This window comes from candidate division WOR-3 bacterium, from assembly GCA_039801245.1.
Classification (GTDB): Bacteria; Hydrothermota; Tepidihabitantia; order Tepidihabitantales; family Tepidihabitantaceae; genus JAOABP01.
In genome coordinates, this window is the sequence record JBDRUF010000014.1 from 13,468 (window position 1) to 34,897 (window position 21,430).

20 protein-coding genes are annotated in these 21,430 nt (G+C 50.2%); 14 read left to right on the forward strand and 6 right to left on the reverse strand.

All coding sequences use genetic code 11. The annotated features are described in order from the left end of the window. Nucleotides 1–66 precede the first annotated feature (66 nt). Together ABIK47_03225 and ABIK47_03230 are read left to right on the forward strand one after the other, a co-directional pair. Nucleotides 67–420, forward strand: a complete 354-nt coding sequence (locus tag ABIK47_03225) for a cytoplasmic protein (GenBank protein ID MEO0019636.1) — start codon at nucleotides 67–69, stop codon at nucleotides 418–420. Next, nucleotides 420–1,073 (forward strand): methyltransferase domain-containing protein, encoded by a 654-nt coding sequence (locus ABIK47_03230; protein MEO0019637.1) that lies wholly within the window; start codon nucleotides 420–422, stop codon nucleotides 1,071–1,073. Before ABIK47_03225 ends, ABIK47_03230 begins: the two co-directional genes overlap by 1 nt. 92 nt (nucleotides 1,074–1,165) lie before the next feature. On the opposite strand, the gene ABIK47_03235 is transcribed toward ABIK47_03230, so the two are convergent. From ABIK47_03235 to ruvX, 4 genes are all read right to left on the reverse strand, one after another. Continuing rightward, nucleotides 1,166–2,611 carry a PKD domain-containing protein gene (locus ABIK47_03235; GenBank protein ID MEO0019638.1) on the reverse strand — a complete coding sequence of 482 codons (1,446 nt, stop codon included), beginning with the start codon at nucleotides 2,609–2,611 and terminating at the stop codon, nucleotides 1,166–1,168. A gap of 72 nt (nucleotides 2,612–2,683) precedes the next feature. Then, nucleotides 2,684–4,858, reverse strand: a complete 2,175-nt coding sequence (locus ABIK47_03240) for a T9SS type A sorting domain-containing protein (GenBank protein MEO0019639.1) — start codon at nucleotides 4,856–4,858, stop codon at nucleotides 2,684–2,686. 106 nt (nucleotides 4,859–4,964) lie between these two features. Continuing rightward, on the reverse strand, nucleotides 4,965–5,936 hold the full coding sequence (mltG, locus tag ABIK47_03245; GenBank protein MEO0019640.1) for an endolytic transglycosylase MltG: 972 nt from the start codon (nucleotides 5,934–5,936) through the stop codon (nucleotides 4,965–4,967). Next, complete coding sequence (gene ruvX, locus ABIK47_03250; protein MEO0019641.1) at nucleotides 5,933–6,385, reverse strand: Holliday junction resolvase RuvX; 453 nt, start codon at nucleotides 6,383–6,385, stop codon at nucleotides 5,933–5,935. The genes mltG and ruvX overlap by 4 nt, the downstream gene beginning before the upstream one ends. 91 nt (nucleotides 6,386–6,476) lie before the next feature. Here ruvX and lysS point away from each other — a divergent pair, with 91 nt between their 5' ends. From lysS to ABIK47_03305, 11 genes are all read left to right on the forward strand, one after another. Continuing rightward, nucleotides 6,477–7,943, forward strand: a complete 1,467-nt coding sequence (gene lysS / locus ABIK47_03255) for a lysine--tRNA ligase (GenBank protein MEO0019642.1) — start codon at nucleotides 6,477–6,479, stop codon at nucleotides 7,941–7,943. A gap of 1 nt (nucleotide 7,944) precedes the next feature. Continuing rightward, a complete protein-coding gene (locus ABIK47_03260; protein ID MEO0019643.1) occupies nucleotides 7,945–9,165 on the forward strand; it encodes a lipoprotein-releasing ABC transporter permease subunit in 1,221 nt (406 codons plus the stop codon). Beyond that, complete coding sequence (locus ABIK47_03265) at nucleotides 9,158–9,835, forward strand: ABC transporter ATP-binding protein (GenBank protein MEO0019644.1); 678 nt, start codon at nucleotides 9,158–9,160, stop codon at nucleotides 9,833–9,835. Before ABIK47_03260 ends, ABIK47_03265 begins: the two co-directional genes overlap by 8 nt. Continuing rightward, entirely contained in the window at nucleotides 9,832–10,332 is a 501-nt protein-coding gene (locus ABIK47_03270; GenBank protein MEO0019645.1) for a UvrB/UvrC motif-containing protein, read from the forward strand. Before ABIK47_03265 ends, ABIK47_03270 begins: the two co-directional genes overlap by 4 nt. Then, a complete protein-coding gene (locus tag ABIK47_03275; protein MEO0019646.1) occupies nucleotides 10,316–11,359 on the forward strand; it encodes a protein arginine kinase in 1,044 nt (347 codons plus the stop codon). Before ABIK47_03270 ends, ABIK47_03275 begins: the two co-directional genes overlap by 17 nt. Nucleotides 11,360–11,362: 3 nt before the next feature. Further along, nucleotides 11,363–12,760: an L-seryl-tRNA(Sec) selenium transferase gene (gene selA / locus ABIK47_03280; protein MEO0019647.1), complete on the forward strand. Its 1,398-nt coding sequence runs from the start codon at nucleotides 11,363–11,365 to the stop codon at nucleotides 12,758–12,760. Between the two features lie 491 nt (nucleotides 12,761–13,251). Continuing rightward, complete coding sequence (locus ABIK47_03285; GenBank protein MEO0019648.1) at nucleotides 13,252–13,836, forward strand: 2-oxoacid:acceptor oxidoreductase family protein; 585 nt, start codon at nucleotides 13,252–13,254, stop codon at nucleotides 13,834–13,836. Between the two features lie 11 nt (nucleotides 13,837–13,847). Then, nucleotides 13,848–14,135 carry a 4Fe-4S binding protein gene (locus tag ABIK47_03290; GenBank protein MEO0019649.1) on the forward strand — a complete coding sequence of 96 codons (288 nt, stop codon included), beginning with the start codon at nucleotides 13,848–13,850 and terminating at the stop codon, nucleotides 14,133–14,135. Then, nucleotides 14,132–15,286 (forward strand): pyruvate ferredoxin oxidoreductase, encoded by a 1,155-nt coding sequence (porA, locus tag ABIK47_03295; protein ID MEO0019650.1) that lies wholly within the window; start codon nucleotides 14,132–14,134, stop codon nucleotides 15,284–15,286. The genes ABIK47_03290 and porA overlap by 4 nt, the downstream gene beginning before the upstream one ends. 2 nt (nucleotides 15,287–15,288) lie before the next feature. After that, entirely contained in the window at nucleotides 15,289–16,245 is a 957-nt protein-coding gene (locus ABIK47_03300) for a thiamine pyrophosphate-dependent enzyme (GenBank protein ID MEO0019651.1), read from the forward strand. Nucleotides 16,246–16,277: 32 nt separating this feature from the next. Then, complete coding sequence (locus ABIK47_03305) at nucleotides 16,278–16,814, forward strand: epoxyqueuosine reductase QueH (GenBank protein ID MEO0019652.1); 537 nt, start codon at nucleotides 16,278–16,280, stop codon at nucleotides 16,812–16,814. Between the two features lie 44 nt (nucleotides 16,815–16,858). Here ABIK47_03305 and ABIK47_03310 read toward each other — a convergent pair whose 3' ends face one another. After that, the gene (locus tag ABIK47_03310; protein MEO0019653.1) at nucleotides 16,859–18,202 is read right to left on the reverse strand and encodes a T9SS type A sorting domain-containing protein; all 1,344 of its coding nucleotides are present in this window, start codon (nucleotides 18,200–18,202) and stop codon (nucleotides 16,859–16,861) included. A gap of 9 nt (nucleotides 18,203–18,211) precedes the next feature. Next, nucleotides 18,212–18,775, reverse strand: a complete 564-nt coding sequence (locus tag ABIK47_03315) for a hypothetical protein (GenBank protein ID MEO0019654.1) — start codon at nucleotides 18,773–18,775, stop codon at nucleotides 18,212–18,214. 367 nt (nucleotides 18,776–19,142) lie between these two features. On the opposite strand from ABIK47_03315, the gene gyrA reads away from it, so the two are divergent. Next, nucleotides 19,143–21,430 (forward strand): DNA gyrase subunit A (gyrA, locus tag ABIK47_03320; GenBank protein MEO0019655.1); only part of this gene is annotated, 2,288 nt, incomplete at its 3' end.

A 21,430-nucleotide genomic window follows, 5' to 3' on the forward strand; every position in this document is an offset into this window, starting at 1 on the left:
TGGGGCAAATCTGTCCTAATTGACAGGTAACAGGTAAGGGGTAATTTTAAGAAAAGGAGGAAAAGGATGAACAAAAGAAAGATTGCGCTTTTTGCCTTTAATTCGGAACCGGTTGTCTTTGCCCACTGCCTTTTGAACGGCTTGGATATGCAGGCAAAGGGCTGGGATGTAAAGGTGATAATTGAGGGGGATGCGACCAAGCAGGTTTCGCTTCTGCGCAATGAGACCAAGCCTTTTGCCAGCCTCTGGCTCAAGGCGAAAAGGGCAAAACTGATTGACTGTGTTTGCCGTGCGTGCGCCCAGAAGAATACGGTTGTGCCCGCGGTGATTGAGCAGGCTCTTACCCTTTGCGATGAGATGGATGGTCATCCGAGTGTTGCCCGTTATCTTGAAGAGGGGTATGAAATCTTGATTTTCTGATGAGCGAGAACCGGTTTGACGAACTGGCAGAAAAGTATGACTCCTGGTATGACACCAAGGGCAGGCTGGCATTTGCGATTGAACTTGCCGCCTTAAGACCGCTTCTTAAAAATTTGCCCCATCCCTGGCTTGAGCTCGGTGTTGGCACAGGGAGGTTTGCGCAGGCTCTGGGAATAAAGAAAGGTGTTGACCCTTCAGTTAGACTTTTGGAGTTTGCGCGCAAACGGGGCATTGAGGTGATAAAGGCGCGGGGCGAAAACCTGCCGTTTGGTGACGGTTCTTTTGGCACGGTCTTTCTCCTGACCACCTGGGAGTTTCTCAACGAGCCGGAAAAGGTGCTGAAGGAGATTTACCGGGTGCTGAAGCCTGAAGGGATGCTGGTTAACGGTTACCTTGACAAATCTGGCAAATGGGGAAAAAGTTATATTGAAAAGGCAAAGGCTGGTCATCCCTTATTCAGCCTGGCGAGGTTTTATGACTACGACGAGGTTGTTCGGATAACTGAAGGGTGCGGGTTTAAGGTCGTTCGCACAGTTTCCACCCTTTTTCAGGGTCCTGAGGAGACCAAGGACTTGGAGGAGCCAAAGGAGGGTTTTCACAAAGGGGCAAGTTTTGTTGTTCTCCTCGCCCGAAAGAGTGATACCAGGGGTTAGGACCGCCCCAGGGCAAGCCCCGGGCGCGCCCCTTATACTATATATTGATTTTAATATTGATTTACATACTACTAATAGTATCTATCTCTTCTCTATCTTGAAACAGTATTTCCCTCGCTGTCGGTCTTGATTAGATAGACATCACAATTGCCAGCACCAAAAGACCCGGTAGAACCGGCAATGATGAACCCGCCATCTAAAGTCTGTTGAATTGAAAACCCATCATCCCATGATGAACCACCAAAGGTTTTTTGCCACAAGGGATTGCCGTTGTCATCAGTCTTGATTAGATAGACATCAGCCCTGCCTGCACCAAAAGACCAGGTATAACCGGCAATGATATAGCCCTCATCTGAGGTCTGTTGAACCGAATAACCCCGATCATCATTTTCGCCGCCAAATGTCCTCTCCCACAAGAGATTGCCATTGCCATCGGTCTTGATTAGATAGACATCCCAATCACCTGCACCAAAAGACATAGTAAAGCCAGCGATAATATACCCGCCATCTGAGGTCTGCTGAACCGAACAGCCCCAATCATCATTTTCGCCGCCAAATGTCCTTTCCCACAAGAGATTGCCATTTGCATCGGTCTTGATTAAATAGACATCATACTCAGTCCCACCAGCGATAATATACCCGCCATCTGAGGTCTGCTGAACCGAACAGCCCTCATCCCAATATAATCCGCCAAAGGTCTTTTGCCACTGTTGATTGCCATTTGCATCGGTCTTGATTAAATAGACATCATAATAACCTGCACCATAAGACCTGGTTCTGCCAGCGATAATATACCCGCCATCTGAGGTCTGCTGAACCGAACAGCCCTCATCCCAATATGATCCGCCAAAGGTCTTTTGCCACTGTTGATTGCCATTTGCATCGGTCTTGATTAAATAGACATTAGACCATCCACCATAAGAATAAGTCTCGCCCACGATAATATAGCCACCATATTTGGTCTCTTGAACTGAATAACCCCGATCATCATTTTCGCCGCCAAATGTCCTCTCCCACAAGAGATTGCCATTTGCATCGGTCTTGATTAGATAGACATCCCAATCATCTGCACCAAAAGACATAGTAAAGCCAGCGATAATATACCCGCCATCTGAGGTCTGTTGAACCGAATAACCGCAATCACAATCTAAGCCACCGAAGGTCTTTTGCCAGACACTGATTATGGCGATTTGATGAGCCTCAGACCAAGGGGATAGGATACCTTTCGCATCCCTTGCCTGCGCCTGAATGTTATAGGTGCCAGCAGTTTGCCAGAAGTGGCTTAAAGTAACGGTATCACCAGAAGGAACTAACGCACTCCAATCTGATGTGTCGCCATCACCCCAGGAAAATCTGATGGCAATGCTGTCGCCATCAGGGTCAGTTGCGGTGGATGAAAATTGATAGGAGACATTTATACTCCCAATAGAAGGTCCAGAAGGGGTTGTGGGTTTGTCAGGGGCGATATTTCTTTTGCAGACAGTAAAAGACAGTAGAATGACCGTTACGGCAACGGCACTTTTAGATAAGTTCTTCATAAATCCTTCTTTAATTAGTATCTCCACCAATATCTGTTTATGTCAAGTTTGTGGAGAGCAGATTTCCCAAAGTCATCTCATAATCACTACGCTCCTGAGTAACTGTTCTTTATCGTTCACGCAGATAAAGTATACACCTGCAGGAACCAAGCGTCCGTTGTTATCTCTGCAATTCCATATTGTGACCTCACGAGAAGGGAGTTTGTGCATTAATCGACCATTGGCATCGTAGATATACACATATTGAGCATTGAGGAGTGTCGGCGATAGGTGGATTTGGACATTGGAGCGGGAGGGGTTGGGTGTTACATTGAGTTTTGTGCTTTTAAATACGGGTCTATTCCCTTCAATTCCCCCAAATGGCGACTCATATATCTGCAGGCTTGTAGATAATGTGGCTACAAATATGCGCGTGCCGGCACAGGTAATTCCATAACTGGGTGAAGGAACCGGGTAGTAATAACCTACTTCGGTAGGATTGGTCGGGTCGGCAATATCAACTACAATGATACGGTAACATGCAGCGAGATAGGCATAATTGCCATAAACCTGAACATCAGGGGTATGGTCGCGGGTTGAAATTCGTCCAACTTCGTATGGATGGGTTGGATCCGAGATGTCAATAACTCGCATCAAGCCTTCAGGTCCGGTAACACAGGCATAAGAGCCAGCGAGACTGACAGCAAAGGCTGAGCCTTCAAAAGAGTAACGACCGGTTTCAACCGGGTGGGTCGGGTCAGAGATGTTTATGAGGATGAGACCGTCAATATCGGCAGCGAGGTAAGCGTAGTTACCGTTAACGCAGACATCGCGGCTGGGCGGGCTGCTGACATAGCGAGCGATAACAGTAGGATTGCTCGGGTCAGTTACATTTATAATCCATAAGCCATGGTCAGCAAGATATGCGATAGAATCGCAGACAAACAAACCAAGGCTATGTGCCATCCCAAGAGACTCGCAATAGCCAACAATAAATGGGTTTGCCGGGTCGGTTACATTGACGATTGTCAGCCCCCTGCCATCAGCAATGTAGGCATAATCGCCAAGGACATGAACCGCTTGTGCCCAAATGCGAGTTGAACACTCACCCACCTCAACTGGATATGTAGGATTGGAGATATCAATTATGCGCAATCCATCACAGCAATCAGCTATGTAGGCATAATTGCCTGAGACAAACACATCATCAGTTAAGCCAGCAGGTATTGGTGCCGTTCCTATCAGAACCGGGTTGCGGGGGTCAGTAACATCAACAACATAGAAGTCATTACCAGCTACGAAGGCGTGGTTGCCCGCCATTGTTATTATTGATGATGCCATAGTGGAGCATATTCCTATTTGGTGCGGATTGGATGGGTTGGTTACATTTAATACAATAACGCCGTCGTCGCTCGCTATGTATGCCAGCGTGTCCCGCACCCACAGGTCATATATATCATCAATGCCAGGGTCCTGGTAATAACCAACCACAACTGGATGGGCCGGTTCGGATACATCAATCAAGAACATTTCGTGCTCGCAAAGAAGATAGGCAATTGAATCAAGCACGCGAACTCGAACCGGATCATAATTTGTTGAGCAAGCAGCGACACCATGAGGATTGGTTGGTTGACCGACATCGATGATACTCATAGTAAATTCACCGGAAATGTAACAGTAGGGCCAGTCAAGGGTAATGAACCTTGCTGCGTGCGGCAATAGGCAGTGGCTGATTTCCCTTGGGTGACTAAGGTCAGCAAGGTCGAAGATGCGCAATCCCGAATCACCACAAGTTAGATAGGCGAGAGAGTCCCGAACAGCAATATCTAACACTGCTCCTGGTATATTAAACCGTGCCAGGCGATTTGGTGCTGATGGGTCCGTAACATCCCATACCTCAAAGCCGTTGCGATATGAGGCGATGTAGAGGGTATCAGAATTATAATAAAGGTTTAAAACATCACCCATTGTCCTTAAACGGTCGGTGAGGATGAAGGGATGTGTTGGGTTGGAAACATCAATAGGGTAAACCCCACCACCAGCGCCGCAAAAAACGATATTGCGTGTAGAGTCTGTAACGAGTGCTGTTGGGGCACCGAACGGCCAGTTACCAACGAAATGGCAGTTCAGGGAATCAGGGTTCAAAAAGGGCGGGTGGGAAAAGGAGAGCTGATTACAGCTGGTTGTTATATCATAACCAGACACAGCCATAAATGCCCGTGATGCAAGTATACCAGTTCCAATTAATGCTGCCAAGACTACCTGCATTTATACCTCCTTTTTATATCAGAAACATTATAGCATAATTTTATAAATGTCAAATATATTTTGGGATAGATATTGCAAATTTTTTGGGGAATGGTTGAAGAGAGGTTCAGTATTTGCGGGTTTTGTTTACTGCCGATTGGTGTTCGGCAGGGGTGCGGGAGAAGATGTGGGTGCCGTTGCCTTTGGAGACAAAGAAGAGGTAGTCGTGCCGGGCAGGAAAAAGCACCGCCCGGAGCGCAAGCCTGCCCGGGTTGCAGATTGGACCGGGCGGAAGCCCGGTGTGAAGATAGGTGTTGTAGGGTGATGGGGTCTTGAGGTCTTGGAGGCTCAACCGCTCCTTGTGTTCGGGAAGGATGTATTCAACCGTGGCGCAGGACTGAAGCGGTAGTTTGCGCCTTAACCGGTTGAGGAAGACACCGGCAATAACGGGAAACTCCTCAGGAACCTGTGCCTCCTTTTCTACAATTGAGGCAAGGATTACAGCCTGTGGTTCGGTTAAGTTGGTGCGGGAGTCAATTTTGAGGGTTTGGAAGGTGATGCGAAACTGCCGGACAAGACGCTGGACAATCGCCTTCGGTTCAGAGCCGGTCTGAAACTCATAGGTCTCAGGAAAGAGATACCCTTCCGCACTGGCAAAGGGAATGTCAAGGGAGCGGAGGAGGGCGGTGTCCTTGCAGGCGGCAAGGAATGAGTCTTGGGGGCAGATGCCGTTTTCGTCAAGGATGCGGGCAATCGCCTCTTGGGTAGCGCCTTCAGGAATGGTGACAAAGAGAAAGGCAGGGGTTTCGCGGGCAAGCATTTTGAGGACCAGTTTTGGGTCGGTATTGGGGACGAAGCGGTATCTGCCAGGCTGGATGCGATGGTCGTAGTTGTAGAACCAGGAGGTGAGGCGGAAAAGAAGGACCGAGTTGATGATTTCCTTTTCCTTGAGCGCATTGCCAATCTCTGCTATGGACATTTTTGGTTTCACTATTATTTCCCTTTTCGGTCCGGTATAGGCAGGAGGAAGTTGTTCAGAACAGGATGTGAGAAGCAGCGAGGCGATAGGTAAGAGACGGAGGACGGATAGGGCTCTCATAGTTCTGGCGCAGTTGCTTGTTTGCGTCCCCTTTTTAACAGTTCAAGGTAGTCTTCAAGGATGATGGTGGCGGCGATGTGGTCAATGGGCAAGGAGGCATCGGGTCGGAAATTTCTGCCGTGGACCTCGGCGTAAACCCTTTCCGCATAACGGGTGGAAAGGCGCTCGTCAAAAAGTTCTACCGGCAGGTGCAGGGTTTTGGCAAGCCTGGAGGCGAAGCGGCGGATTTTTTCACTTCTGGTGCTGGGTTTGCCCGAAAGGCTTAGAGGGAGACCGATGACAATCAGGTCAACCTCGTGCTGCTGGGCGAGCCTGCTGATAGCGGCAATCAGTTCCTCATCACTTTTATGGTTGATGGTCGTCAGGCTCTGGGCGATGGTTTTGGTTTCATCAGATAGGGCAACCCCGGTCCGGCGCTCACCATAATCAAGACACAAAATTCGTGGCATTACACAAAATTTTATATCATCCATTGGTGTTTGTCCAGATGGGCATCTCTGGCTTTTGACTTGTCTTCAAATTCGGATATATTTAACAACTATGGCTGAATCCTTTGATGAAGCGCCCTTGCAGCGGGATGTGCGCTTAGAGAAGTTAAGGAGGCTGCAGAGCGAGGGTGTTTTGCCCTATGCCTATCGTTATCAGCGGACCCATTGCGCCCGGGAGATAATTGAGCAGTATGAGCATTTGAGCGAGAATGGGGTTGAGGTGAGGGTTTGCGGGAGATTGATGTCAAGGCGCAGGCATGGCAAGACCCAGTTCGGTCATATTCAGGACTCATCGGGAAGGGTGCAGCTCTATTTTCGGGAGGACACGCTCGGCAAGGATTTTTATGAGCGGCTGGAACTAATTGATATCGGTGATTTCATCGGTGTGAAGGGCGAGGTTTTCAAGACAAAGACCGGCGAGATTACCGTAAATGTCAAGGAATGGACGCTTTTGAGCAAGTCGCTTTTGCCCCTCCCTGAGAAGTTTCACGGTCTCAAGGATGTTGAGGCACGTTACCGGCAGCGCTATCTTGACATTTTGGTTAATCCCGATTCAAGGCGGGTCTTTGAACTGAGGTCAAGGATTATCACGCTGGTCAGGCGTTTTCTTGATTCCAGGGGCTTTGTTGAGGTGGAGACGCCGATTCTGCAGCCGATTTACGGGGGGGCCGCGGCAAGACCTTTTCAGACCTATTACAATGTTTTAGAGCAGGAGATGTTTCTGCGCATCTCGGATGAGCTCTATCTCAAGCGGCTGGTTGTGGGCGGGCTGGAAAGGGTTTATGAGATTGGCAAGGATTTCCGAAATGAGGGGATTGACAGGACGCACAATCCGGAGTTTACCCAGCTGGAGCTATATCAGGCCTATGCGGATTATAACGATATGATGATGTTAGTGGAGGAGATGTTTCGGTTCCTCGCGCAAGAGCTGTTTGGCAAGACCGAGGTTGAGTATTCCGGGCAGCGGATTGATTTTGGCAGGTCCTGGCACCGACTGAAGTTTGTTGAGGCACTTAAGGAAAAGATTGAGGCTGACCCGTTGGAGTTGAGCGATAAGATGCTTTTGAAGTTGGGGGCAAGGTTCGGGGTGGAAATTAAAGAAGGGACATCAAGGGCAAAGATTCTGGACAAACTGTTCAGTGAGTTGGTTCAGAAGGGGATTGTTGAGCCAACATTTGTGCTTGACCATCCGAAGGAGACAACCCCTCTGGCAAAACCACACCGTGATGACCCGAGGCTGGTTGAGCGGTTTGAGCCGATTGTCTGCGGGATGGAGCTTGGTAATGCCTTCAGTGAGTTGAACGACCCTTTGGAGCAGCGGGAGCGGTTTGAAGAGGCGATAAAGCGGAACGAGGAGTTTGCGACGCTGGATGAGGATTACTGCCAGGCGCTGGAATATGGGTTGCCGCCAACCGGGGGCTTGGGAATCGGAATTGACCGGCTGGTGATGCTTTTTGCCAATCAGGACTCAATTCGGGATGTGATACTTTTTCCGCAACTGAAGAAGGAAAGGGCTTGATATGGGTTTTGAGTTTTTTGTTGCCCGTAGGTATCTTCGGGGCAGGAGCCGGCGCCTACTTTCCGGTCCGAGCGCCATTGCGATGGGTGGGGTTTTTGTGGGTGTAGCAGCAATCATCATCGTCCTTTCGGTTGAGAACGGGTTTCACAAGGAGTTGCGGGACCGGATTCTGGGCGCCTCTCCCCATATTACCGTTTCCCAGTTTGGTTACAAGCCGATTGACTATGGAGGTGAAGCCGATTCAATAGTAAAGAAAATCAGACAGGTGCCAGGGGTGGTTCAGGTGGCACCGTTTATCTATTCCAAGATTCTCATGCGGGCGGGTTCACTTGTGGAAGGTGGCGTTGTCAAAGGGATTGAACCTGATGCCGAAGGCGAGATAACCGACATTGCCAAAAGTATGGTAGAAGGGTCTTTTGCATTTGACTCCTCAGGTCTGGTGATTGGTTGTGAACTGGCGAGGAATTTAGGGCTGTTTGTCGGTGATGAGATTGTGCTTTTTTCACCGTTTGCTGGCACCGCCACACCGGTTGGTTATCTGCCGCGGACAAAGACCTTCAGGGTTCAGGGTATCTTTGATGCCGGGATGTATGAGTATAACGCCAGTTTTGTGTTTGTGAGCCTTGCTGACCTGCAGCAATTTTTAGGTATGCCCGGGAAGATTAACGGGTTTGAGATAAAATGTTCAGACCCCTTGAATGCCACGAGGATTGCAAGGCGTATTGCTATTGAACTTGGTATGCCATTCCGGGCAACGGACTGGATTGCCCAGAACAGAAACCTTTTTACCGCTCTGCGTTTGGAAAAGGTGGTTACTTTTATCGTTTTGGTTCTGATTGTCTTGGTGGCGGCTTTTAATATCGTCGGGATGCTGACAATGATGGTGATACGCAAGACCAGGGAGATAGGGATTCTGAAAACGATTGGTGCAAGGTCAAAGAGTATTACCAGGATTTTTATGCTGGTGGGGCTTTTAATCGGGGTGATTGGGACCGGTCTTGGTGCCCTTTTTGGGTTTATTGTTTCCTATCTTTTAAACCGTTACCGGTTTGTCAGCCTGCCCGGTGATGTTTATTTTATCAAGAATCTGCCGGTGGAGATGCAGTGGCAGGATTTTGTCCTTGTCTGCCTTGCCGCATTGGTCATCACCTTTCTGGCAACATTTTATCCGGCATGGCGGGCGGCAAAACTGCAGCCGGTGGAGGCGATTCGTTATGAATGATGAGGTCTTGAGAGCAGAGGATATCTGGCGCAGTTTTCAGACCGGTCCGGAAAAACTGGAGGTTTTAAAAGGTGTGAGTCTCACGGTAAATAAAGGGGAGCTGGTGGCGATTGTGGGACCGTCAGGTTCAGGCAAGTCAACCCTTCTGCATATCTTGGGCGGTCTTGACCGACCAGAAAGAGGCAGGGTTATCCTTGATTCCTGCGACATCTTCAGTTATCCTGAACAGCGGTTACCGGAGCTGCGCAATCAGAAGGTGGGGTTTGTGTTTCAGTTTCACCACCTTTTGAGCGAGTTCACGGTTGTGGAAAATGTGGCGGTGCCACTTTTGATTACCGGTATGGATAGGAAAAAGGCTTTTGCTCGTGCCGAAGAGGTTTTGGTTGAGGTCGGCTTTACTTCGCGAATGAGACACAAGCCGGCAGAGCTTTCCGGTGGGGAAAGGGCGCTGGTGGCGGTGGCAAGGGCGCTGGCAAATTCGCCGGCAGTTATCTTTGCTGATGAGCCGACCGGTAATCTGGATTCACGGTCGACCGAGTTGCTGATGGCACTCTTGGTGCGGTTAAGTAATGAGAAGGGGAAGACGATTTTGGTGGTAACCCACAACGATTTTGTGGCAGGCAAGGCAGGGAGGCGGCTGTTGTTAAAGGATGGAAAACTTTGGCAATGAAGAGGCTTTGCGACATCTGTGGTAAGAACGAGGCTATTTTGACCGTCCGCCATCTGGATAAGGAGGGTAAGGCAACCGAGATTGGTATCTGCGCACAGTGTGCTAAGGAAAGGGGATTTAGCGGGGTTGAGGATTTGCAGAAGGGTGCGGCAGAACTGTTGGCAGAACTGAAGGCGCGGATTGAAGACAAAGACAAAAAGGTTGTCTGCCCTAAGTGCGGGATGAGTTTTGCCGAATTCAAGCGGGTGGGCAGGCTTGGCTGTGCCTCCTGTTACCTAACATTTGGTAAAGAGATAGAGCCTTTAATCCGGCGGTTGCACGGCTCAGTGCAGCATGTGGGCAAGAGCCCCCAGGAGGGGGTAAAAAGGGCGCAGGAGCGGCTCAAGATTCAAAGGTTGCGTAAGGAGCTGGAGGTGGCGATAAAGGAGGAGGATTATGAGCGGGCAGCAGCCCTGCGCGACCTTTTGAGGGAGGCGGGAGATGAACCCAAGAACTGAAAGGGTTGGTTCCTGGCTGAGCGCCACGGGCCCTGAGTCTGATGTTGTCATCTCCACCAGGGTCCGCTTTGCCCGTAACCTTGCTGATGTCCCTTTTCCGATAAGGATGAAGCCCGAGGACCAGGAACTGGTTTTAGATACGGTGCGCTGGGCACTGAAAGAAACCGGGTTTTTGAACCGAGGGCGGTTTTATGAGGAGGTGATGTTGGATGAACCAGACGGACATTACTTTGTTGAACGTCATCTTGCCTCACCCGATTTTATCTCAAGCAAGGGCAAAAAGGGGCTTTATGTGTCAGATGATGAAACCCTCAGTTTGATGGTAAATGAGGAGGACCATCTCCGTTTCCAGGGGCTGGCATCTGGGCTTGATTTTTCTCTCGCCTTTGCGCTGGCAGGGGAGATGGATGAAAAACTCGGGTCTCAGGTTGACTATGCCTTTTCTCCTCAGTTCGGGTTTCTCACCTCCTGTCCGACAAATGTCGGCACCGGGATGAGGGCTTCGGTCTTTCTGCACCTGCCGGGTCTGGTGTTGACAAGGGAGATTGAGAAGGTGCTGCGCGGGGCGTATTCGGTTGGGCTTTTGGTAAGGGGAATTTACGGGGAGGGTAGTGAAACCAGAGGCAATCTGTTTCAGATTTCCAATCAGAAGACCCTGGGTCAGTCTGAGGCGGAGATAATTGAGGTGATAACCAATATCTGCCGGCAGATAATTGACTATGAGCACAAGGCGCGGGAATATCTGATGCACAATCTGAGGGTTGAGGTTGAGGATAAGGTCTTTCGGTCATTGGGGATTCTGCGCGGGGCGAGAATCATCTCTTCGGCGGAGGCAACAAACCTCTTGGCAACGGTGCGCCTGGGGGTGAGTTTGGGAATTATCAATGAGTTGAAACTGAGCGAGGTTACCTCCCTCTTGGTTTTAATCAGACCGGCAAACCTGGAGGCAATTTTGGGTGAAAAACTTGAGCCGGCAGAGCGGGATGAGCGCCGCGCAACATTTATCCGACAGAAACTGGTGCGATAAGCAATGGAATTGAGCGCAGAAAAAGAGAAAAGGTTGCGGCAGTTGCCGCAGGTGGAAAAGGTTGCCAATGATAGAAGACTGAAATCGGTTGTTGTCGAGCTGCATCCGCGGATGGTGCGGCGGGTTATCCGGCAGTATCTTGAGGAGGTGCGGGAAAGGATTCTCCTTGGTCAGGATGAGGAGTTCAATATCGATGAGTTGAAGGCAAGGCTTTTGACAGCGCGGCAGCCAAGTCTGACAAGGGCGATTAATGGGTTAGGCGTTGTTTTGCATACCGGTCTGGGCAGGGCACCGCTGGCACGGGTGGCGCAGGAGGGGCTTGTTGATGTGAGCGAACATTTCTCCTCTTTGGAAATCAACCTTTTGGATGGGAGGCGGGGCAACCGTTATCAGCACATTGAGCCGCTCCTTTGCGAACTGACCGGTGCTGAGGCAGGGATGGTGGTTAATAACAACTGTGCGGCAACACTCTTGATTCTCGCAACGATTGCCAAAGGTAAGGAGGTGATTGTTTCGCGCGGGCAGTTGATTGAGATTGGCGGTTCCTTCAGGATTCCTGAGGTGATGCTCCAGAGCGGCTGCAAGATGGTGGAGGTGGGCACAACCAATCGCACCCATCTGCGCGACTATGAGAATGCGATTACCCCTGAGACCGCAGCGATTCTGCGCGTCCATACCTCCAATTACCGGATTGTTGGTTTTACCAAGGAGGTCGGGCTGGCGGAACTGGTGCAACTGGGAAGAAGGCATTCAATACCGGTGATTGACGATTTGGGTTCGGGAGCGCTCTTTGATTTGTCCAAGTATGGTCTGCCCAAGGAGCCGGTGGTGGCAGAGTCAATTGCAACCGGTGCCGATGTTGTCTGCTTTTCCGGTGATAAACTCATCGGTGCCGGACAGGCGGGGATAATTGTCGGGAGAAAGGATTTGATTGGCCGGATGAAGAAAAACCCGTTAACCCGAGCCCTGCGTTGCGATAAGCTGACCTATGCGGTTTTGGAGCGCACCTTGCAACTTTTCCTTGATGAGGAAAAGGTGATCAAGGAGCATAGCCTTTTTCAGATTCTTTTAAAGCCCTTGAATGAGATTGAGGCTGAGGCGGGTGAGTTGATTAACCAGGTCAAAGACAAACTGATAGATAAGGCTGATTTTAGCATCAAACCGGTTAAGGCTGAGGTGGGAGGTGGTTCATTGGCAACCGAGAGCCTTGATTCAATGGCGGTTGCTATTAAGCCCAGAGGTTTGAGCGTTGATGAACTGGCAAAGAAAATGAGGCTTTTCCGTCCGCCGGTATTCGGCAGGGTGGAAAAAGATGAGTATCTTCTGGACTTTCGCACCATCCGCAAGGATGAGATTTCTACAGTTGCGCAGGCTTTGATTGCCGCCTTCACCTCCCCTTAACCGCTTTTAACAACCACCCGGTTTATCAATATACAAAAGGCTAAGTTTATATAAAAATAAACAGAACTCAGAAGGGTCAAATTCAGTTAAGTTCTGGATCTTCGTATCTTAGCCAAATTACACTTTTACCCGGGGGATAATCCCCTATGTGGTTTTGGTAACTGTTTAGGATGTTCTCCTTTTGGCTGTCTCTTGAGGGGTATGGGAGGTGATTTTACAAAGGGTTATTAGAGGGGGCGGGAGGAGTGGGGTTAAGGCGATTTTTGGATGGGGCTATCAGGCGGTTTGAAGGGTAATATTTGAAATTGTAAGAGGTGCGGTTTTATGGACGCGGGAGAGGTTAATCACAGAAAGGATGGTGGTGGCAGGAGACACAACCGATGGGAAAATCGGGATTGGCAGCAGTTTTGATTTTTACAAACTTTTGACAGAAGGGTTTTTTGTGGTATGATTTTAGACCGATTTAATAAAAATGAAAATACGGAGGTCTAATGGCAGAAGTTCTTGAGGTTCGCTGGCATGGTCGCGGCGGTCAGGGTGCAAAGACCGCAGCGCTTTTGTTTGGCGAGGCGGCGCTTGAGACCGGTAAGTTCATTCAGGCATTTCCTGAGTACGGTCCGGAAAGGATGGGAGCGCCGGTTACCGCTTTTAACCGGCTTGCTGATGAGCCCATCTGGAGCCATTCGGGAATCAAGAACCCTGATATTGTTGTTGTCCTTGACCCTTCTTTGATTGAGCCGGCAAAGGTAACAGAGGGTTTGAAACCGGACGGAATTCTTTTGGTGAATACCGCTGAGAACCCCGAGGATTTGCGCAAGAGGCTGAATCTGCCAGCAACGGTCAAGGTTTATACGGTTGATGCCTCGGCAATAGCAATGGAGACAGTTGGAAAGGATGTGCCCAATACGCCGATGCTGGGTGCTTTGGTTCGGGTGACCGGGGTCTTGAAGCTGGAGCCGATGATTGCAGCGATAAGGTCAAAGCTGAGCGTGAAGTTCCGCGGCAGGGAAAAACTGGTTGAGGATAACTTAAAGAGTATTCGCCGGGCTTATGAAGAGGTTAAGGGTTTGAATTGAAGGGAGTGAAGATGGGAAAGAGATTAAAGGGCTGGCAGGAGTTGCCCTGCGGCGCGATTATAACCGATATGGGTGCGGTGAAGGAGAACAAGACCGGTGCCTGGCGCAGTATGCGACCGGTATGGAACAGGGAGAAGTGCCGTCAGTGTCTTATGTGCTGGATTTACTGCCCTGATAGCGCCATTATGGTTAAGGATGGCAAGATGGTCGGGATTGATTATGACTATTGCAAGGGTTGTGGCATCTGCGCAGGTATCTGTCCGGCAAAGGTGATTGATATGGAAAAGGAGCGGAAATGATTGTTGCCAAGACCGGTAATGAGGCGCTTGCCTATGCGATGAAGCAGATAAATCCTGATGTGGTCGCAGCATATCCGATTACGCCTTCAACCGAGATTGTCCAGATTTTTTCCAATTATGTGAGTGATGGCGAGGTTGATACCGAGTTTGTGGCGGTTGAGAGTGAGCATTCGGCGATGACCGCCTGCATTGGAGCAGCAGCCTGCGGTTGCCGGGTGATGACCGCAACCGCATCCCAGGGTCTGGCTTTGATGCACGAGATGCTTTTCATCGCTGCGGGATTGCGGCTGCCGATTGTGATGGCGGTTGCCTCCCGTTCGCTTTCCTCGCCATTGAATATTCACGGTGACCATTCTGATTCGGTTGCCTCTCGGGATTCGGGCTGGATGCAGTTCTTCTGCGAGACGGTGCAGGAGGGGTATGACACCCTGATACAGGCGGTGAAGATTGCAGAAAGGGCTTATCTGCCCGCGCTGGTTGCGATTGATGGTTTTATCCTCTCCCATTGCCAGGAGCGGATTGAGATATTTGATGATAGGGATGTGCGCGAATTCCTCGGAAAGCCAAAACCAAACTACAATCTCCTGGACTGGCGTAATCCGATTCTTGTTGGACCGGCAACTCTGCAGGATTACTATTTTGAGTTCAAGCGCAGCGAGATTGAGGGGATGAACCGGGCGCTTCCAATCATTGAGGAGGTTCAGGAGGAGTTTAAAAAGAGGTTTGGCAGGGGATACCCGGTTCTTGAGGAGTATCGGTGTGATGATGCGGAGGCGGTGGTTTTAGTAATGGGTTCGGCGTGTGGAACCTGCCGGGTTGCTGTTGACCATTTACGGGCAAAGGGCAAGAGGGTGGGAATGGTGAAACTAAGGGTTTTTCGTCCATTAGTTCATCCCCTCTTGAAAAAGAGCCTGGCTAAATTTAAGGCGGTTGGGGTTCTTGACCGGGTTGATGCGGTCAACTCCTATGGTGGACCTCTGTTTACCGAGGTGAGTTCGGTTCTGTATGATTTGCCCGAGCGTCCGAAACTCTTTTCCTATGTTTATGGTCTTGGTGGCAGGGAGTTTGCACCTGAGGATGCGACTTTTGTCTTTGAGCAGGTGCTTTCCGGTAAAAAGGATGAACTGGTAACATATATAGGGGTGAGGTGATTATGTTAAAACTGCAGGATTTGGCAAAGAATAAGGAGCTTTTTTCATCAGGGCATCGTGCCTGTGCTGGTTGCGGTGAGGCTTTAGCAGTTAGGCAGATTCTGCTTGCTGCCCAGCCCAGACCGGTGGTCACAGCGATGGCAACCGGTTGCCTGGAGATTTTCTCATCAATATATCCGCACAGCGCCTGGCAGGTGCCAATGATTCACACCGCCTTTGAGACCGCAGCATCAACCGCAGCAGGTGTTGAGGCGGCTTACCGGTTTTACAGAAAGATGGGCAGGATTGAGGATGATATCAGAATTATCGCATTTGCCGGTGATGGTGGCACCTATGACATCGGGTTGCAGGCGCTTTCCGGTGCACTCGAGCGCCGGCACCGATTTCTCTATGTCTGCACCAACAATGAGGCATATATGAACACCGGGATTCAGCGTTCATCTGCGACACCCTTAGGTGCAGATACCACCACTTCACCCGCAGGCAGGGTGCTTTTGGGCAAGGTGCAGCATCGCAAAAACATTATGGAGATTGTCATCGCGCATGATGTTGCCTATGCTGGACAGACAACCGTTTTCTTCTGGCGGGATTTGGCGAGTAAGGTGCAGAAGGCACTGGATGCGCCTGGTCCAAGTTTTCTCAATGTCCTTGTTCCCTGTCCATTGGGCTGGCGCCATCAGCCCTCTGAAACCTTAAAACTGTCAAAACTGGCTGCGGACACCTGTTACTGGCCGTTGTATGAGTTTGAGAATGGCAGATACAAAATCAACTACGAGCCGCAGAAGAAACTGCCGATTGAGGAGTTTTTAAAGCCGCAGGGCAGGTTCCGCCATCTCTTCGGAATTGAGGAGGGGGCAAAGGTTATCAGCGAGTTGCAGCGGTTTGTTGATGAGCAGTGGGATTTGCTCCATAGAAAACAGGCGCTTTTCGGGGCTTCTGAGAATAAAGACAAGGATTAACAGGGTATATTAACTCATTTTTAATATAATAGTTGAAAAGAGTTCCTTTGCTGCTACACATCTGTTGCGGACCTTGTGCAACCGCTGTTATCAACCGGCTGAAAGGGGATTATGAAATCACCGGGTTTTTCTACAATCCGAATATCTTTCCTGAGGAGGAGCACCAACGCCGTTTGGAGGCGGTTCAAAAGTTATCCCAGAATTGGAAAATTAACATTTTGATTCCAGAATATGAGCACGGGCTTTTTCTCAGTGAGGTTAAGGGGCTGGAAAACGAACCCGAAGGTGGCAGGAGATGCGATGTCTGCTTTCGCTTACGGCTGAACAAAAGTGCCTTAAAGGCAAAGGAGCTCGGTTTTGGGGTGCTGGCATCAACCCTGACAATAGGACCTAACAAAAAGGCAGAGGTAATCAACCGCATCGGCAGAGAGGTCTGCGCGCCCTTAGGAATAGATTTCCTTGAGGCGGACTGGAAGAAAAATGATGGGTTCAGGCAGAGCGTGGAACTTTCCCGGGAGTTAGGTCTTTACCGCCAGCATTACTGCGGCTGCGAATTTTCCACAAAATAAAAAGGGGCGGCGACCAACAAGTTCCGCCCCTTTAGTTTGATTTTTTACTTCAGTAAGACAAGTTTGCTCTCGGTGGTTGTTGAACCCAGCCGGCAGAAGTAAACTCCAGGTGCGACCTGATTGCCGTTCAGGTCCCTGCCATCCCAGAGCCAAGAGCCCTTGCCCTCAAGAGTGCGGATTAATCTACCCGAGGCGTCATAGATAGTAATTTGGGCATCGCTCGGGATGCTGGCGCTAAACCGAACAGCACCGGTTGTCGGATTGGGAAATGCGCGCAGTGACGCATGGGAAGGGAAAAAGGGTTTTTCCTCACCAATTGCGGTTGGAGGTGTAGTGGTGTATTTGATGGCACGACGAGGAGCGAGAGGCGCAAACGCACGATGGTAGTTATTGTTATAGAGACAGAGAATCCCAATTGTCCTTGTCGGGTCCTGGATGCCAATGGTGCTGGAGGTGTAGTGGTTGGCTGTCAGATACTGGACGATGATAAGATTATCACCGGTTGGTGTTGGTACTGTTTGGTCGTAGATAATGATTTCAAAACTTTCCCATTTGTCGCGCGGGCTGTAGTAATGAACCGAGTCCCATTCAACGATGAAGCGGTGATTGGCGGCGTCATGGTAGTACCAGACACTGTTGCCAGCGGGCGGATAGAGGTCATCCCAGTTCAAGGCTACGAGGGGTGGCATTGAGGTGTCAGGCAGGACAGTATTTCCCATATTGGTTTGAGTGGTGTAACCCGGTGCAACCCAGCCATTCCCACAGATGGAAATCTGGTTAAAACTGCTACCATAAAACTGCCAGGTGAAGGGAAGGTCAATCTGAACCGTCTGGTCATCGTAGAGTGAGAGCCGGGTGCCAACGGTATTTATCTCCACCCAGGAGAAGTTCGGGTGTTCGGAATAAAGGGTGTCAACATCATCATAGGCCCAGTAACGGGGTGGTTCAGCGTTGTCAGGAATCGGGTCGGTCTGGGTCAGTTCACCAATGAGAATGGTGAAATCAATGGTATCACAGTAATCGGTGCCGGTGATGAACAGGGTCAAGGGTATTCTTGTTTCCTTGGGAACAGACTGGTCAACAGCAGCCATAAACGGATGAGACTCATTTGTGCGAGTAGAACAGACAGGGATTGAGCCGTAATTGGCAGTTGAATCGGTGATTACGAACCGGGTGTCACCGGACCGGAGCAATGCGGTGACATCACTGGCATCCTGATTGCCAACATTGCGCAGGGATACAACCAAGCCACCGGTTTCACCGGGGTCGAACTTGCCGTTGCCGTTGCCACCTGGGGGCGGGTCAAGAACATTTGTTGGTCCAAGCACCAGATAGGGACCGTTGATGTTATTGACAAGGGAGATGTCATCGGCGGAGACCTCCGCCACAGGCGTGCCTCAGCCGCTGGTGGTCAAACTCCAGAGCGCTACCTCCACCTTGGCAACCGAATCAGGGTTGACACCAGGCAGGTTGTTGTTGATTTCCTCCTGAATATCAAGTTCATAAGATGTCCAGTCAGGATTGGTGATACGGTAAAGGCTGAGGGTTGGTGATGGGTTCCAGTTGGCATAGGTTGCGTAGTAATAACGGGTTTCACCAAGAAGGTTATTATTGGCATCATAGTAGCAGACCTGGAAACAGGCAGCAGGCCAGCAGGTTGAGGAGCCACCGCTTTCGCTGAACTTTGCCCAGAACGAAAGGGTGAGGCTAGGATTGAGTACTTCTACCATCTGACTCAACCGGGTCCAGCCCGGATTGTCATACTGATAGACCCAGGCTTCATAGTCCGGGTCAGGATGATAAATGGTGTCGCGCCGAGCCTGATGGGTGCCTGAGCCGCTGTCACTGTAGGTCCAGCCAACTGTTAACTCCTGCTCAAAGTCACCGTTAACTAAGAGGTTCTGGCTCAGACCTAAACCAACAACGAATACCAAGACCACTAAGCAAACCTTCAGGCGCATAAAGCCTCCTTTTGTCTGATGAAATATATTACAGATTTAACGGGCGATGTCAAGTTAAAAATTTCTGGGTTCAGACTTTTTTGGTAGGCGGGTCTAAATCGACCGCGTTCGGTTATTGTCAATAGTTTTAAATGTGAGAGTTATCCGTTATGGGTTAATGGCTAAGTTTATATAAACATAAACCAAATTCATAGGGGTGAAATTGAGTTAAGTTCCGCAGTTAATTAATTTAGCAAAATTTCAATTTTGGTCCGGTGGCAATCCCCCTCTTGGTTTTGGTCATCGTTTAGAGTTAAGAAACAAGAACCCCAAACAAAGAGCTATAAAAAGGTTTGACTTTTGTTTGGCAAAGGGTATATTTTAGTAAGTGCGTGATGATTCAGTAGTTCCAGTTTATATTGAAGATGAGGTGCGCAGGTCCTTTCTGGACTATGCGATGTCGGTGATTGTTGCGCGGGCATTGCCTGATGTCCGGGATGGGCTGAAGCCGGTTCAGCGCCGGATTCTCTGGACAATGAATGAGATGGGGCTTATGCCCAACCGTCCTTTCCGTAAGTGTGCCGCGGTTGTTGGTGATGTTTTGGGTAAGTATCACCCGCATGGTGATACTGCGGTCTATGATGCGCTGGTGAGGATGGCGCAGGATTTTTCAATGCGCTATCCTTTGGTTCAGGGGCAGGGGAACTTCGGTTCGGTTGATGGTGATGCACCCGCGGCATATCGTTATACCGAGGCAAGGCTGGCACCGCTGGCGATTGAACTTTTGCGGGATATTGACAAGGATACGGTTGATTTCCAGCCCAATTTTGATGGCAGGCTGAAGGAGCCGGTGGTTCTGCCCGCGGCATTTCCCAACCTTTTAGCAAACGGGGCAACCGGGATTGCGGTGGGAATGGCAACGAGCATTCCACCGCACAATCTGGGTGAACTGATTGACGGGCTGGTGGCGTTGATTGACAATCCGGAGATAACCACAGCGGAACTTATGAGATATGTCAAGGGACCCGACTTTCCCACCGGTGGCAGTGTTGTCGGGGTTGAGGGCATCAGGCAGGCCTATGAGACCGGCAGGGGGAGTTTTACTGTCAGGGGCAGGGTTGTTTTTGAGGAGGTGAAGGCGGGGAGGGACCGGCTGGTCATCACCGAGATTCCGTATCAGGTGAACAAGGCGAGCCTGGTTGAGCGGATTGCGGAACTGGTGCGGGAGAAAAAGATTCAGGGGGTGGCAGATTTGCGCGATGAGTCGGACCGGGAGGGGATGAGGATTGTTTTGGAGTTGAAAAAGGAGACCGCCAAAGAGGTGATTCTGAACCAGCTTTATAAGTGGACACCCTTAGAGAGCAGTTTTGGTGCCATCCTTCTGGTTTTAGTTAATAATGAGCCGAAGGTTTTGGGTCTGAAGGGGCTCCTGGAGAGGTTTCTTGAGTTCCGCCTGGAGACGGTTACCAAAAGGACAAGGTTTGAACTGGCAAAGGCGGAGGAGCGGGCGCACATCCTTGAGGGTTTGAAGGTTGCCCTGAGCAACATTGATGCGGTGATTGAGTTGATCAAGAAGTCCAAGGATACCGAGAGCGCCAGGCAGGGTCTGATGCAGCGGTTCAAACTTTCGCAGCGCCAGGCAGAGGCAATCTTGGAGATGAGGCTGGCAAGGCTGACCGGTCTGGAAAGGGAGAAGATTGATGAGGAGTACAAAGGGCTGATAAAGGAGATTGCCCGGTTGAAGAGCCTGCTGGAGTCAAAGAGGTTGATGATGGGTGAAATCAGGAATGAACTTTTGGAGGTGAAAAAGAGGTTTGCTGATGAGCGGCGGACCGAGATTCTTCTTGAGGAACCGAAGGATGTCTCGATTGAGGATTTGATTAAAGAGGAGGATATGGCGGTTACGATAACCCACCGCGGCTATATCAAGCGGATGGCGGTGAGTGTTTACCGGCGTCAGAACCGGGGTGGGCAGGGCAGAACCGGGGTGCCGGTTGCTGATGAGGATTTTGTTGAGGGGCTTTTTATCGCCTCAACCCATGATTATATGATGTTTTTCACCGACCGGGGCAGGTGCTACTGGCAGAAGGTCTATGAGATTCCTGAGGGCTCTTATGCCTCAAAGGGGCGGTCAATTGCCAACCTTGTTGAAATGGAGAAGGATGAGGTCACCTCCTCCTATGTGGCGGTGAGGGAGTTTGCCAAGGACCGGTTTGTCTTTTTTGTGACGAGGCAGGGGATGGTGAAAAGGACAAGTTTAGAGGCGTTCTCCAATCCCAGGCGCAAGGGAATCATTGCGATGACGGTTGATAAGAACGATGCCCTGATTGCCACGCTTTTGACCTCGGGTGAGGATGAGATTCTTTTGGTGACGCGCAACGGGATGGGGATAAAGTTTAAGGAGAGCGATGTCAGGGAGATGGGCAGGAGCGCAAGGGGTGTGCGCGGTATCAGGCTAAAAAAGGGTGATGAGGTGATTGGTGCGGTTGTGTGCAGTCCCGGAACTTCGCTTTTGACCGTTTTTGACAACGGGTTTGGCAAAAGGACCGATTTTGAACTGTTTCCGATTCAGCGCCGGGGTGGCAAGGGTGTGATTGCTGCCAAGCCGGTGGAGAAGTCGGGCAAACTTGCCTGCGCCAAGGCGGTGAGCGACTCTTCGGAGATTATCGTGACATC